This is a genomic window from Sphingomonas sp. Leaf257, assembly GCF_001422185.1.
GTDB lineage: Bacteria > Pseudomonadota > Alphaproteobacteria > Sphingomonadales > Sphingomonadaceae > Sphingomonas > Sphingomonas yabuuchiae.
Genome location: NZ_LMMH01000002.1, coordinates 100,242 through 114,534, shown reverse-complemented (window position 1 = coordinate 114,534; position 14,293 = coordinate 100,242). Strand labels below are relative to the sequence as shown.

Here is a 14,293-nt window from a genome sequence, read left to right as displayed (position 1 = left end):
TCGAAGTGCACGTTCCGCGCTGGATTGAGCGGGAGGGGCGTGGCCTTCGACTTCGCTCAGGCTGAACGGAGGCTTGAAGCTGACCCAAAACCCAACAGCCGTTCACGCTGAGCGAAGTCGAAGCGCACGCCCCGACAGCGGCCGAACAACCCTACCGCAACCCCAGCATCTTGTGCGTCTGAAGCGTCAGCCGCCAGCGCGGCCGCTCCATCACCATGGCGATGCACGCCTCGCGATTTGCATCCGCCTGCGGATCGTCGAGCGGCTGGAGCAGGTGGTTCGCGAAGTCCCATCCCTCGACCTCAGCCGGGTCGATTCCTGCCTGCGGCCAGACCAGCTTCAATTCCTGGCCCGAACGACGGAGGCTTGAAGCTGACCCAAAACCCAACAGCCGTTCACGCTGAGCAAAGTCGAAGCGCACGTCCCGACAGCGGCCGAACAACCCTACCGCAACCCCAGCATCTTGTGCGTCTGAAGCGTCAGACGCCAGCGCGGCCGCTCCATCACCATGGCGATGCACGCCTCGCGATTTGCATCCGCCTGCGGATCGTCGAGCGGCTGGAGCAGATGGTTCGCGAAATCCCATCCCTCGACCTCGGCCGGGTCGATTCCCGCCTGTGGCCAGACGAGCTTCAGTTCCTGCCCCGAACGCTGGACGACGTCAGACCCCGCCTTGGGACTGATGCATACCCAATCGATGCCCGGATGCGCTGCGATCGTCCCGTTGCTCTCGATCGCGATGAAGAAGCCCGCCGCGTGCAAGCTGTCGACCAGCGCATCGTCGACCTGGAGCATCGGCTCGCCCCCGGTTAGCACCACGAAGCGCTCGCCCCGCGACTCGCCCCAGAAACCCTCGACCGCCGCGACCAGCGCGCCTGCGTCTGCAAAGCGCCCGCCACCCAAGCCATCGACCCCGACGAAATCCGTGTCGCAGAAGCGGCAGATCGCGCTCGCCCGGTCCTGCTCGCGGCCGGACCACAGGTTGCAGCCGGCAAAGCGCACGAACACCGCGCGCCGCCCGGCCTGCACGCCCTCGCCCTGGAGCGTCAGGAACATTTCCTTGACGGCATAGCTCATCGGCTCAGCCCTGCGGCTTGACCGCATAGGCGGTGGGATCGGGGATGCCCGCTTCCTCGAAACCGCGCGAACGCAGGCGGCAGCTGTCGCATTCGCCGCAATGCAGCCCCTCGGGCGTCGGGTCGTAGCAGGACCAGCTGATCCCCATATCGACACCCAGCCGCATGCCTTCGCGCACGATATCCGCCTTGGTCATGTGCTGGAGCGGCGCATGGATCTTGAACGGCTGGCCCTCGACGCCTGCCTTGGTCGCGATCTCGGCCAGCCCCTCGAAGGCGGCGATGAATTCGGGACGGCAATCGGGATAGCCCGAATAGTCGAGCGCGTTCACGCCGATGAACAGGTCGCGCGCGCCCGCCGCTTCGGCCCAGCCGAGCGCGAGGCTGAGGAAGATCGTGTTGCGCGCGGGCACATAGGTGACGGGGATACCCGGCTGAACGCCGTCCTTGGGCACATCGATATCCGCGGTCAGCGCAGAGCCGCCAAAGGCCGACAGGTCGAGCGGCAGGACGATGTGGCGCTCGGCACCCAGCGCCTCGGCGACTCGCGCGGCGGCGGCGAGTTCGACCTTGTGGCGCTGGTTATAGTCCACCGAAAGCGCGAGTACGCGATAGCCGGCGGCCTTGGCCGAAGCAGCGGAAATCATCGAGTCCAGCCCGCCCGAAACGAGCACGACCGCCATGGGAGCAGAAGATGTCATGATGGGGCCGATCGCTACGCCCATTGGCGCGCGGTTGCAATGGTGCGTTGGGGCCGAGCTTGGGAGCTGCAAGAAAGGGCGGGACCGAAAGATCAGTCCCGCCAAGGACCTGACCGGGCATGCTGAGGACCCGGGCGAGGGAGAATTCCGCTACTGAAGCAGAACCCCCTTCTAGCAGCATGATGGTTAAAAAACCGAAAAGCCGATCCGTTTCAGTTCTTCAACTTCCAGCCCTTGCGCAGCAGGACGTAGCACAGGACCGCCATTACGATGTCGATGCCGAGCACGACGAACCCGCCCAGCGTCACCGGCGAGTCGGCAAGACCCAGGAAACCATAGCGGAAGCCCGAGATGACGTAGAAGAACGGGTTGGCATGGCTGATCGCGCGGAACGCCGGGGCGAGGCCATCGACCGAATAGAAGGTGCCTGACAGCAGCGACAGCGGCACGACGACGAAATTGGTCACGGCCGCCGCATGGTCGAACTTCTCCGCCCAGATCGAGGTCAGCACACCCAGCAGCGCGAGGAACACCGAGCCCAGCAGGCCGAACCACAGCACCGCGAACAGCGCGTGCGGGGTGACGTGCACCCCCGGCCAGATCGCCATCGCGGCCCACACCGTCACCCCGACCAGCACCGCGCGCGTCACCGCGCCGCCGACCAGCGCGGCCAGCAGCTCGGCGGTGGAGAGCGGCGGCATCAGATAATCCACGATCGTGCCCTGAATCTTGCCGACCAGCAGCGAGAAGCTGGCATTGGCGAAGGCATTGTTCATCATGCCCATCACGATCAGGCCCGGCGCGATGAAATCGGCGAACGGCACCTGCATCCCCGCGACCGGCACGGCGTGGCGACCGCCCAAGGCGGTGGTGAAAATGATGAGGTAGAGCAGCGTCGTGACCGACGGCGCCCAGATCGTCTGGAGCTGCACCTTGAAGAAACGGCGCACCTCCTTGATATAGAGGGTTCGAAGGCCGCCCCAGTTGATGTTCCGAATGACGGGCTCACCGGGGGCGGCGCGCACCGCCGAGTGGATTTCACCGAGGGGGGGCTGGCTGCTCATCGCCATAGCGCGTAACGGTTGCCGTGGCCGCCCGCAACCCGGTACGATGACTGGCGGTTGCGATGATGAAGTGAGGAAAGGTTTCGAATGTCGTGGACCGATGAGCGGATCGATACGCTCAGGACGATGTGGGAGGCGGGACAGACCGCCAGCCAGATCGCCGAAGCACTGGGCGGGGTCAGCCGCAACGCGGTGATCGGCAAGGCGCACCGCCTGGGCCTGCAGGCGCGCCCGTCGCCGGTGAAGGCCAATGAGCCCGCCGCGGCTCCTGCCCCCGAGCCGGTGGTCGCGGCCGCGCCGCCGCCGCCCCCTCCCGCGCCGGAGCCCGAGCCCGAGCCCGAGCCTTCGCCCTTCGTGGCCGAGGATGAACCGGACGCAGAGGTCGAAGCCGAACCCGCCAAGGCGCGCGAGCCGCAGCCGATCCTGCGGTCGGTCGGCCCAGGCGGCTTCGTCCGTCAGTCGCCCGGCGAGCAGCAGCCCCCGCCCTCGCCCGCGCCGCCGCGCCGTCTGGTGCCCGCCAAGCCGAGCCCCGAAATGGCGGGCAAGACCTCGCTGCTCGACCTGAACGATCGCATCTGCAAATGGCCGATCGGCCATCCGGGCGAGCCGGACTTTCACTTTTGCGGCGACAAGGTGAATCCGGGCTTCCCATATTGCGTCGCGCATTGCGGCCATGCCTATCAGGCGCAGCTGCCCCGCCGCGACCGCCGTCCGCCGCCGCCTTTGCCCTTTGGCGGCCCGCGCGTCCGCTGATTCGGGGCCTAAGAAAAAAGCCCGCCGGTTTCGCGACCGGCGGGCTTTTTCGTGGCCCGTGCGGTCCCCTCGGCTTCGCTCAGCCTGAACGGAATTTGGGGCAAGTTCCCCTAAGCCGTTCGCACCGAGCGAAGTCGAGGTGCACGCCCCGCCGCCTACCTCAAGCGACAGGGCGCGCCCCTCACATCAGAACCGGAACGCCGCCGTCGCGCGCAGCGAGTGCCAGCGGAACTTGTCGTCCGACCGCCGGATATCCGTGCCGCTGGTGTTCGGCGCCAGCACGAACGGATTGGTCGCAGGCGCCGATCCTTGCGTCACCCGGACACGCGTGTCGTCGTCGCGATACTGGTGGTACATATATTCCATGCCGATCGAGAAGTTGCGCCCGATCTTCTGCTCGATACCGCCGCCGCCGAGGAAGCCGAACTGGTTGCGCTTGCCGCTGAGGGCAAAGGCGTTCGACCCGTTCGAGGTCGCGAACTCGCGGTTGATCCGGGCATAGCCGCCGCCGAACGTGCCGTAGAACAGCGTGTTGTTCGCGGCATAACCCGCGCGACCGCGGACCGAAGCTTCCCAGTCGATGCTGCGCGTGAACGTGTACCAGGCGGGCGTGGTCGAAAAGGCCGAGACGCTGTCGGTGATTTCCGACTTACCGAACTCGCCGACCACGCCGTACACGATGTTGCCCACCTGATGGTCGGCACCGACGCGGCCATAATAGGCGATGCCGTCCTTGTCGTTGTCGCAACCCGTGGCGGCATTTTGCGGCGACAGGACGCTGCGCGCGCGGCCGTTGCAGAAGCCCGGCGAGAAGGCATTGGCGCCGGTCGCGGTCGTCACGACATCGCCGAATCGCCCGTCCAGGTTGCGGTCGAACAGGAAGCGCGAGCCGACATCATTGGGCTGCACGTCATAACCGAAGCTGCCGCCGACATAGACGCCGGAGAAGGGCGCATCGTCCTCACCCGCATAGGTGCCGTCCTGCGCCATGGCCGGCGCGGCGATCAGCGCCGAGGCCATGGCCCCCGCCATCCAGAATTTCATCATTATCACTCCCGTACCCTTGGCATAAAGGTAACGGGCTAACGGACCGGGCCGGTGGAAATATCCCACGTTAGAATATCGGCAAAGCTTTGTTGCATTTGCGCAACGCGCCACGAAGCTGGCGCAAGCGCTCCGGAAGCCCTATAGTTCCCGTTATGTCCAATGATCTGTTCGCGGGCGGCGCCCGTTCCCAGCCCGCTTATGACGCTTCCTCGATCGAGGTGCTCGAGGGGCTGGAGCCGGTTCGTCGCCGCCCGGGCATGTATATCGGCGGCACCGACGAGCGCGCGCTGCATCACCTGGCGGCCGAAGTCCTCGACAATGCGATGGACGAAGCGGTGGCGGGCCACGCCACCCGGATCGAGGTGAAGCTGGAGCCGGGCAACCGCCTGACCATCGTCGACAATGGGCGCGGCATTCCGGTCGATCCGCATCCCAAATTCCCCGACAAGTCGGCACTGGAGGTGATCCTTTCGACGCTCCATTCGGGCGGCAAGTTCACCGGCAAGGCCTATGCGACCTCTGGCGGCCTGCACGGCGTCGGCATCTCGGTGGTCAACGCGCTATCGTCGGACACGGTGGTTGAGGTGGCGCGCGAGCGTGTCCTCTATCGCCAGCGTTTTGCGAAAGGCGCGACGCTGGGTCCGCTGGAGACCGTCGGCGCCGCTCCCAATCGGCGCGGCACCAGCGTCGCCTTCACGCCGGATACCGAGATTTTCGGACCCGAACTGCACTTCAAGCCCGCGCGGCTGCACAAGCTGGTCCGGTCCAAGGCCTATCTGTTCGCGGGCGTCGAGATACGCTGGCACTGCGCGGCCGAACTGATCACCGACGACACGCCCGCCGATGCGGTCTTCCAGTTCCCCGGCGGTCTTGCCGACCATCTGAAGGAGCAGATCGGCGGACGCGAATGCGCGACGGCGGATTTCTTTTCGGGCAATCAGGACTTCCCGGCCGAACAGGGCCGCGTCGAATGGGCGGTCGCTTGGCCGCTCTGGAGCGACGGCAGCTATAGCTGGTATTGCAACACCATCCCCACCCCCGATGGCGGCACGCACGAACAGGGCCTGCGCCAGGCCTTGGTCCGGGGCCTGCGCGCGTTCGGCGAGCTGGTGAATCAGAAAAAGGCCAAGGACATCACGGCCGACGACGTGATGGTCGGCTCCGAACTGATGCTCTCGGTCTTCATCCGCGAACCGCAATTCCAGAGCCAGACCAAGGACCGCCTGACCAGCCCGGAAGCCGCCGGACTGGTTGAAAAGGCGGTGCGCGACCATTTCGACCATTATCTGTCGGCGAACATGGATCGCGGCAAGGCGCTGCTCGGCTATGTGCTCGACCGCATGGACGAGCGGCTGCGCCGCAAGGCCGAGCGTGAGGTCAAGCGCAAGACAGCGACCTCCGCCCGCAAGCTGCGCTTGCCCGGCAAGCTGACCGACTGTTCGGCGGACAGCCCCGAGGGCACCGAGCTGTTCATCGTCGAGGGCGACTCGGCAGGCGGCTCGGCAAAGCAGGCGCGCGACCGCAAGACGCAGGCGATCCTGCCCATCCGCGGCAAGATCCTGAACGTCGCCAGCGCGACCTCGACCAAGATCCTGCAGAATCAGGAAATCGCCGACCTGACGCTGGCCATGGGCTGCGGCACGCGCAAGGATTGCGACCCGACCCAGCTGCGCTACGAAAAGATCGTCATCATGACCGACGCCGACGTGGACGGCGCGCATATCGCCACGCTGTTGATGACCTTCTTCTTCCAGGAAATGCCCGATCTGGTGCGGCGCGGACATCTCTACCTTGCCCAGCCGCCGCTCTATCGCCTGACGGTCGGCGCCAAGTCGCTCTATGCCCGCGACGACGCCCACCGCGCCGAGCTCGAGCGCACCGCGTTCAAGGGCAAGAAGGTCGACGTCGCGCGCTTCAAGGGCCTGGGCGAGATGAACCCCGGCCAGCTGCGCGAGACCACTATGGACCCCGCCACCCGCAGCCTGATCCGCATCACCCTGCCCCAGGAATATGAGGAACGCGCGGGTGTGAAGGACCTGGTCGACCGGCTGATGGGCAACAACCCGGCGCACCGCTTCGCCTTCATTCAGGAAAATGCGGCAAGGCTGGACGAGGAGGTTATCGACGCCTGATCGACCTGCTGGGTCCGTTCAGCATCGATGCAGGTTCAGCCAGGATATTTTCTTGAGGCCGTTTCTCCCACCGGCCAACGGACACAGCAAAAGATATCGCGCCGATCGCGCGCCGTATCGCCGTGGGAGTTTACGATGTTTATCCTTCCGCTTTTGGTCGCGTTTCTGCCGCTTCAGGATAATGACGTCTCGCCGACCGCTGCGGAGATCGTGGTGACCGGCGAGCGCGTCGAAAAAGCGCGAAAAGCTCTCGATCAATGCCGCGCAAAGAACTGTCCGCCACGCGACGACATATTGCTGTCGCTGACTCTGGCGGATGCGCAGTTTCTGGAGGGTGATTACCGGAACAGCCGCCGGACGCTGATGGCCGCCAGGCGTCGTAATGCCGGCTTTGCCTCTCACTACCCGCTGGAGGTGGCCGCGCTACACCGTGCGACGGGGCGCCTGCACAGCCTGAATGGCAAGCCGGAACGGGCGCTGGGGCGCGGGGCGGACGCCGTCGATGCACTTCGAACCCGCTATGATCCGGTTAGTCGGGAGGTTCTCTTGCAACGGTTGAGCAATGGCGACGGGCTGGTGCGGACCCATGAAATCGAAGCCGGACTGGCCCGCTATGCCGATGTGGCGCGGGCCGCCGAACGTGCCGGGCTACCTGACATACAGGGCCTGGCCATGCTGCGGCGGGCAATGCTGCTGACATCGATGGCCGAATCGACCTGGAGCTATCGCGCACTTGCCGAGCGTGCACGCGCCGCAATCCTCGACAATCGCGATCCCCGGTTCCTGCCCTTTCGGAATGCCGTGCGGATCATGCCCGTCCGCGAAGCCAAAGGTGAGGAGGCTCGCAAGGCCGTGATCGACGCGGTGATGGCGCAGTTGGAACCAGACCCCTCGCCGCGCCCCAATCCGCTGCTCGTCTATCAGCCCTCGCTGCGGATCGAGGATTTCCATTATGGCCTAGCTTCCGGCACCAGTGATCCGGCCTTCGTGGATATCAGCTTCCGCATCCTGCCATCGGGACAAACGGCCGATGTTCATATCATCAATCTGGTCGGCCCGGTCGCATCACGTTGGACCGAGATCATCATGAAAGCGATCGCCGAACGCCGCTACGCGCCCCTGGCACATGCCGACGGGCTGCTTCGCTTGGAGCGGACCAATTTCGTGTCGGACGTCATCGGCGGCAATTTTCCGGGCAGCGGGGGAGGTATCAATGCCTTGGCAAACTCGCCGTCACGAATACCGCATCGTAGCGCGGAGCGGCGTTTGGAGATCATGGATCTGACACTAGACGCCGATCCAGAAATTCCCCCGGCCGCGTCGATGAACTAGGGTAGCCCTCACCTATACACCCTAGCGCCGATGCGTTGACGCAAGGACGCAATAGCCCGTATGATCGGACTGGGCGGCCACCTGTGCCGCCCTTTGCTGTTTGAAGGAGACGTCCCGTGACCATCACCGCCCTGATGCCCGTTTACCCACGGTGCGGGGTGCGTCCGGTCCGAGGCGAAGGCGTCTATCTCTATGGCGAAGACGGCGAGCAGTATCTGGACTTCGCCGCCGGTATCGCGGTGAACGCGCTGGGCCATGGCCATCCGAAACTGGTCGACGCGATCGCCAAACAGGCCGCGACGCTGATGCACGTGTCGAACCTGTACGGCAGCCCGCAGGGTGAGCATTTCGCCCAGCGGCTGGTCGATTCGACCTTTGCCGACACGGTGTTCTTCACCAATTCGGGCGCGGAAGCCGTCGAGTGCGCGATCAAGACCGCGCGCCGCTATCACTTCGCCAATGGCAATCCGCAGCGTCATACGCTGATCACGTTCAACAACGCGTTCCATGGCCGGACGCTCGGCGCGATCTCGGCAACCAACCAGCCCAAGATGCGCGACGGGTTCGAGCCCTTGCTGCCGGGCTTTGCTTACGCGCCGTTCGACGATCTGGAAGCCGCGCTGGCGCTGATCGACGAGAATACCGCCGGTTTCCTGGTCGAGCCGATCCAGGGCGAAGGCGGCCTGCGCCCCGCCAGCATGGAATTCCTCCAAGGGCTGCGCAAGGCGTGCGACGAGCATGGCCTGCTGCTGGTGCTGGACGAGGTGCAGTGCGGTTACGGCCGCACCGGCAAGTTCTTTGCGCATGAGCTGTACGGCGTGAAGCCCGACATCATGGCCGTCGCCAAGGGTATCGGCGGCGGCTTCCCGCTGGGCGCGTGCCTGGCGACCGAGGAAGCGGCCAAGGGCATGGTCGCGGGCACCCATGGCTCGACCTATGGCGGCAATCCGCTGTCCATGGCGGCGGGCGAGGCGGTGCTGGACGTGATCCAGGAGCCGGGCTTCCTCGAGCATGTCGAGGCGATGGGCCAGCGGCTGCGCTCGACGCTCGAGCAGATGATCCCGAACTTCGATCATCTGTTCGAGGAGGTTCGCGGTCACGGCCTGATGCAGGGTCTGAAGATGAAGAGCGACAGCCGCCGTTTCGTCGCGCATTGCCGCGACAATCACGGGCTGCTGCTGGTGGCGGCGGGCGAGAACGTCATCCGCATCCTGCCGCCGCTGGTCATCGACGAGAGCCACATCACCGAGTTCGCGACGAAGCTGTCGGACGCCGCGCGCGTCTACGTCCCCGCCGCCGACGACTGATATCCCTGCCACCCCGGCGGCGGCAAACCGCCGGGGGACGGAGTATAGACCCATGACGATCCGCCACTTCCTGAACCTCGCCGACGCCGGTCCCGAGGGTGTGACCGCCATTCTGACCGATGCGCAGGCCCGCAAGGCCGCCCGCGTCGGTTTTACCAAGGGCCGCGTCGATGCCGATACGCCGCTGACGGGCCATGTGCTCGCCATGGTGTTCGAGAAGAACTCGACCCGCACCCGCGTCAGCTTCGACATGGCGATCCGCCAGCTCGGCGGCACCTCGATCGTGCTCGATGCGGGCACGATGCAGCTGGGGCGCGGCGAGACGATCGCCGACACCGCGCGCATCCTGTCGGGCTATACCGACGCGATCATGATCCGCACCGACGACCATGCCAAGGTCGAGGAAATGGCGCATTATGCATCCGTGCCGGTCATCAACGGCCTGACCGACCTGTCGCATCCGTGCCAGATCATGGCCGACCTTCTGACCGTGATCGAGGCGGGCAAGACCCTGTCCGGCATGAAGGTCGCTTGGCTGGGCGACGGCAACAACGTGCTGCACTCGATCGTCGAGGCGGGCGGGCTGCTCGGCTTCGACGTGGTCGCCGCCTGCCCCAACGGCTATCACCCCGAGCCCGGCACGCTGGAGCTGGGTAACGGCCGCGCGACCTGCACCACCGATCCGCGTGCGGCGGTCGAGGGCGCGGACATCGTCGTCACCGACACCTGGATCTCGATGGGCCAGGCCCATGCCGAGGAAAAGCTGGCCGCGATGATGCCGTTCCAGGTCAATGCCGACCTCATGGCGCTGGCCAGGCCGGACGCCAAGTTCCTCCACTGCCTGCCTGCGCATCGCGAGGAAGAGGTGACGTCGGATGTCATCGACGGCCCGCAGTCGTTGATCTGGCCGGAAGCGGAAAACCGCCTCCATGCGCAGAAATCGGTGCTGCGCTGGTGCTTTGGTCAAGTGGGGGGCCAGATCGGTTGATCGCAGGCCGGGCCATACTATCTATGGAAAGGCCGGCGGGTTCGTCGGCCTTTTCTCTTTTCCCTGCCGCACTGGCATCATAGCGCCCGGCCCCCTCCGGAGCGTAAAGGCACGAGCATGACCGACATCACCCTGCCCGACCTCGACCGCGCGATCGGTTTCATCATCCCCGAGCATCATGCGCGCGGACGGCTGGTACGGCTGGGCCCGGTGCTGGACGAGATTCTGGCGGCGCATGCCTATCCGCCCGCGATCGAGCGGCTGCTGGCCGAGGCGCTGACCCTGACCGCGCTGATGGGTGCGACGCTGAAGGACACCAGCGGCCAGTTGACCATCCAGACGCGCAGCGACAGCGGCGTGATCCGCCTGCTGGTGTGCGATTATCGCGGTGGCGAGCTGCGCGGCTATGTCCAGTATGACGAGGACCGGCTGGCCGAACTGCCCGCCGAACCGACGCTGTTCGCGCTGTTCGGTCAGGGTTATCTGGCGATCACCTTCGACCTTGCGATGACCGACGAACGCTATCAGGGCATCGTGCCGCTGGACGGCGATACCCTGTCGAGCGCCGCCGAGAGCTATTTCATCCAGTCCGAGCAGATCCCCAGCCTGCTGCGCGTCGGGATCAGCAAGGGGCCGGACGGGCGGACGGTCGCGGGCGGCCTGTTCCTCCAGCACCTGCCCGAGGGCGAGGAAGGGCGCGAGCGGCTGCACGTCAAGCTCGACCACCCGGAATGGGAGCATGTCCAGGCGCTGGGCCAGACGATGCAGGTCGAGGAACTGGCCGACGCCGCGCTGCCGCTGGAAACTTTGGTGTGGCGGCTGTTCAACGAGGAGCAGAATGTCCGCGTGTCGGAAAGCCCCGCCATCGTGCGCGGCTGCCGCTGCTCGGCGGAGTATATCGCCAGCGTCATCACGAAGTTCTCGGTCGAGGAACGGCGCGAGATGGCGGATGCCGATGGCCTGATCCAGGTGGACTGCGCCTTCTGCGCGAAGAAATTCCCGGTGCCCTTCGACGCCGAGCCTGCGGCCTAAAGCAGGATGACGTCGCATTGAGCCAATGTGAGCCCCTCCCCTTCAGGGGAGGGGTTGGGGTGGGGCCTTTCCACGAACGCCGCGCTTGCGGAAGCGCCCCACCCCCGCCCCCTCCCCTAAAGGGGAGGGGTGGCGATGCTGTCAGGCCTGACGGAGGGGTATAGCGGCCTGCGAGGGAGCCTGCCCCTCCACCACCAGCCTTCGGCTGGCGGTCCCCCTCCCCAAGCAAAGCTTGGGGAGGAATTGGAGTACCGACCCCTAACCACAAGCACGTCCCCGGCGAAGGCCGGGGCCAGTTGCGGTGATGGTCAGATGATTCCCCACGTCGCGTGGGAGGCGTGCTCGCCTCTCACGCGATGCCACCGTGCACCACGACTGATATGGAAACTGGGCCCTGGCCTCCGCCGGGGTGACGCAAGGGGTTTGATGGCCCTTAGCCCCCCAGCGCCTCGACCAGCGCCTTGACCTTCTGCTGGCGCCATTGCGGCAGCGGGGCGACCAGCCAGTACCCCATGCGCGAAGGCACCGCCTCGCCGGTGGCGAGCACCCGCCCCTCGGCCAGATCGCGCTCAGCCAGCAGTTGCGGCACGATCGCCCGGCCCAGCCCCGCCGCAACCGCGTCGATCGCCAGGCCTGCATCGGTGACACGGACCAGCGGCGCGCCTTCTTCGGGCGCACCCGGCCAGGCGATCAGCGGCGCGTCCGCCGGACCGATGGGAATCATCCCGTCCGACTCGATCGCCTCACCCTCCAGGCCACCGGGTCCGTCACCCCAGCGGATGGCGAGGTCCAGATTGGCCTCGGTGAAGTCCAGCCCCTCATCCGACGCGATCAGCGAGAAACGCAGGTCCGGGTCGCTTGCGGCGATGGCGGCGAGGCGTGGCATCAGCCACTTCTCGGTCACGTCGCGCGGGGCGGCGATGGTCAGCGACTTGGACGACTGGCCCGCCTGCATGGCGCGCACGGCATCCTCGAATTGCAGGAAACCGGCCCGCAACGGTGCGAGGCCTGCTTCGGCTTCGGGGGTCAGTTCCAGCCCGCGCGTCGTGCGGCGGAACAGGACGACGCCCAGCGTATCCTCCAGCGCGCGGATCTGCTGCCCGACCGCCGCCGGGGTCACGGCCAGTTCGTCGGCGGCGCGGGTAAAGCTCAGATGGCGCGCGGCGGCGTCCAGCACGCGCAGGCCGTTGAGCGGAAGGTGCGTCCGCTTCATGTCTCCACCGCCGGGGCGATGAGCGCGAAATGCGGGATGGCCACGTCGAAGGTCACGCCGTCCGCGCCGACCATGCGGTAACTGCCCTGCATCGCGCCGCTGGTCGTCGCGAGCGGGCAACCCGAGACATAGTCATAGGACGCGCCCGGCTGGATCACCGGCTGTTCGCCGACCACGCCCTCGCCCTCGACCGAATGCCGCGCACCCCGCGCGTCGGTGATGATCCAGCGCCGGGTGAGAAGCTGGACCGGCTGGTCGCCCTCATTCTCGATGCGGACATGATAGGCCCAGAACCAGCGCCCGCGCTGCGGCTCGGACTGTTCGGGCAGATAGCTGACCGACACGCGGACCGTCACCGGCCCGGTGGTCAGCGCATGGGGGAAAAGCGCCTTCACAGACCCACGACGCGCAGCGCCTGGTCGAGATCGTCGATCAGGTCGTCCGCATCCTCCAGCCCGACATTCAGACGCAGCATGCCCTCGCCGATGCCCATCTCGATCCGCTTGTCCTGGGCGACACCGGCATGGGTGGTCGAGGCGGGATGAGTCATCAGCGAGCGCGAGTCGCCGATATTGTTCGAGATGTCGATCAGCTCCAGCGCGTCGAGCAGGCCATGCGCCTGTTCGCGGCCGCCATCGAGTTCCAGCGCAAAGATGCTGCCGCCCGCCTTCATCTGGCGCATGGCGAGCTCGTGCTGCGGATGGCTGGGCAGCGCGGGGCACAGGACGCGCGGCACGCGGCCCTCCAGGAAGGTCGCGACCTTCAGCGCCGATTCCGACTGGCGGTGGATGCGCAGGTCCAGCGTCTCCAGCCCCTTCAGCACCACCCAGGCGTTGAACGCCGAAAGGGTCGGGCCGGTGTTGCGGGTGAAGGGCAGCAGGGTGTTGGTGATGAAGTCCTCGGTCCCGCACACCGCGCCCGCCAGCACGCGGCCCTGCCCGTCCATCATCTTGGTGGCGGAATAGGCGGTCACGTCCGCGCCGAAATCCATCGGCCGCTGGAGCGCCGGGGTGGCAAACGCATTGTCGACCACCGTGGTGATGCCGCGCTCGCGCGCGATGTCGCAGATCGCCTGGAGATCGGCCACGTCCATGGTCGGATTGGCGGGCGTCTCGAAGAAGAAGACCTTGGTCTCGGGCCGCACCGCATCCAGGAACGCCTGCGGGTCGCGCGCATCGACGACGGTGGTGGCGATGCCGAACTTCGGCAGCAGCGTGTCGGTCAGCCAGCGGCACGACCCGAACGCCGCACGCCCGCCGACCAGATGGTCGCCCGCCTGCAACTGGCAGAGCAGCACCGCGGTCATCGCCGCCATGCCCGACGCCATGGTCCGGCACGCCTCGGCGCCCTCGAGCAGGGCGATGCGCTGTTCCAGCATCTCGACGGTCGGGTTCTGGAGGCGGGAATAGGTCATCCCCTCCTGCTCGCCCGCGAACCGTGCCGCCGCGTCCCCTGCCCGGTCGTAGCAATAACCCGAGGTCAGGAAGAGCGCCTCGGAGGTTTCGCCATATTCCGACCGCGCGGTGCCGCCGCGCACGGCCTGCGTCGCGGGGCGCCATTGGGAGGTGATCGAACGGTCCTGGCCAGTCTTGCGCTTCATGCCCGTCCATTTGCCGGTCCGGGGGGCGGGGTTCAAGGATATTCGGTC

At 66.3% G+C, this 14,293-nt stretch carries 13 protein-coding genes and 1 pseudogene; 6 read left to right on the top strand and 8 right to left on the bottom strand.

Annotated elements, in window-relative coordinates; translation table 11 throughout:
• Positions 1-151: 151 nt before the first annotated feature.
• The 4 genes and pseudogenes from ASF14_RS03670 to ASF14_RS03655 form a co-directional block, all read right to left on the bottom strand.
• Positions 152-364 (bottom strand): annotated as a pseudogene (locus ASF14_RS03670) (7-carboxy-7-deazaguanine synthase); the annotation flags it as partial.
• Between the two features lie 80 nt (positions 365-444).
• Positions 445-1,077 carry a 7-carboxy-7-deazaguanine synthase gene (gene queE / locus ASF14_RS03665; RefSeq protein WP_056431747.1) on the bottom strand — a complete coding sequence of 211 codons (633 nt, stop codon included), beginning with the start codon at positions 1,075-1,077 and terminating at the stop codon, positions 445-447.
• 4 nt (positions 1,078-1,081) lie between these two features.
• Positions 1,082-1,777 carry a 7-cyano-7-deazaguanine synthase QueC gene (queC, locus tag ASF14_RS03660; protein WP_056431912.1) on the bottom strand — a complete coding sequence of 232 codons (696 nt, stop codon included), beginning with the start codon at positions 1,775-1,777 and terminating at the stop codon, positions 1,082-1,084.
• Positions 1,778-1,989: 212 nt separating this feature from the next.
• The gene (locus tag ASF14_RS03655) at positions 1,990-2,841 is read right to left on the bottom strand and encodes an ABC transporter permease (RefSeq protein WP_056431909.1); all 852 of its coding nucleotides are present in this window, start codon (positions 2,839-2,841) and stop codon (positions 1,990-1,992) included.
• An 87-nt stretch (positions 2,842-2,928) separates the two neighbouring features.
• Here ASF14_RS03655 and ASF14_RS03650 point away from each other — a divergent pair, with 87 nt between their 5' ends.
• The gene (locus ASF14_RS03650) at positions 2,929-3,594 is read left to right on the top strand and encodes a GcrA family cell cycle regulator (RefSeq protein ID WP_056431744.1); all 666 of its coding nucleotides are present in this window, start codon (positions 2,929-2,931) and stop codon (positions 3,592-3,594) included.
• A 186-nt stretch (positions 3,595-3,780) separates the two neighbouring features.
• Here ASF14_RS03650 and ASF14_RS03645 read toward each other — a convergent pair whose 3' ends face one another.
• Positions 3,781-4,641: an outer membrane protein gene (locus ASF14_RS03645; RefSeq protein ID WP_056431741.1), complete on the bottom strand. Its 861-nt coding sequence runs from the start codon at positions 4,639-4,641 to the stop codon at positions 3,781-3,783.
• Positions 4,642-4,793: 152 nt separating this feature from the next.
• On the opposite strand from ASF14_RS03645, the gene parE reads away from it, so the two are divergent.
• The 5 genes from parE (at position 4,794) to hslO (ending at position 11,432) form a co-directional block, all read left to right on the top strand.
• Positions 4,794-6,773 carry a DNA topoisomerase IV subunit B gene (gene parE / locus ASF14_RS03640; RefSeq protein ID WP_056431738.1) on the top strand — a complete coding sequence of 660 codons (1,980 nt, stop codon included), beginning with the start codon at positions 4,794-4,796 and terminating at the stop codon, positions 6,771-6,773.
• 27 nt (positions 6,774-6,800) lie between these two features.
• Positions 6,801-8,105 carry a hypothetical protein gene (locus ASF14_RS03635; protein ID WP_156361028.1) on the top strand — a complete coding sequence of 435 codons (1,305 nt, stop codon included), beginning with the start codon at positions 6,801-6,803 and terminating at the stop codon, positions 8,103-8,105.
• Between the two features lie 116 nt (positions 8,106-8,221).
• Positions 8,222-9,412 (top strand): aspartate aminotransferase family protein, encoded by a 1,191-nt coding sequence (locus tag ASF14_RS03630; RefSeq protein ID WP_056431731.1) that lies wholly within the window; start codon positions 8,222-8,224, stop codon positions 9,410-9,412.
• 52 nt (positions 9,413-9,464) lie between these two features.
• Complete coding sequence (argF, locus tag ASF14_RS03625) at positions 9,465-10,400, top strand: ornithine carbamoyltransferase (protein WP_056431728.1); 936 nt, start codon at positions 9,465-9,467, stop codon at positions 10,398-10,400.
• A 117-nt stretch (positions 10,401-10,517) separates the two neighbouring features.
• Positions 10,518-11,432, top strand: coding sequence for an Hsp33 family molecular chaperone HslO (gene hslO, locus ASF14_RS03620; RefSeq protein ID WP_056431726.1), 915 nt, complete (start codon positions 10,518-10,520; stop codon positions 11,430-11,432).
• Between the two features lie 433 nt (positions 11,433-11,865).
• Here hslO and ASF14_RS03615 read toward each other — a convergent pair whose 3' ends face one another.
• From ASF14_RS03615 to ASF14_RS03605, 3 genes are read right to left on the bottom strand one after another with little or no spacing between them, the layout of a single operon-like run.
• The gene (locus tag ASF14_RS03615; protein ID WP_056431723.1) at positions 11,866-12,645 is read right to left on the bottom strand and encodes a LysR family transcriptional regulator; all 780 of its coding nucleotides are present in this window, start codon (positions 12,643-12,645) and stop codon (positions 11,866-11,868) included.
• Positions 12,642-13,040: a Co2+/Mg2+ efflux protein ApaG gene (apaG, locus tag ASF14_RS03610; protein ID WP_056431721.1), complete on the bottom strand. Its 399-nt coding sequence runs from the start codon at positions 13,038-13,040 to the stop codon at positions 12,642-12,644. Before apaG ends, ASF14_RS03615 begins: the two co-directional genes overlap by 4 nt.
• Entirely contained in the window at positions 13,037-14,245 is a 1,209-nt protein-coding gene (locus ASF14_RS03605) for a trans-sulfuration enzyme family protein (protein ID WP_056431718.1), read from the bottom strand. The genes apaG and ASF14_RS03605 overlap by 4 nt, the downstream gene beginning before the upstream one ends.
• Positions 14,246-14,293: the final 48 nt, after the last annotated feature.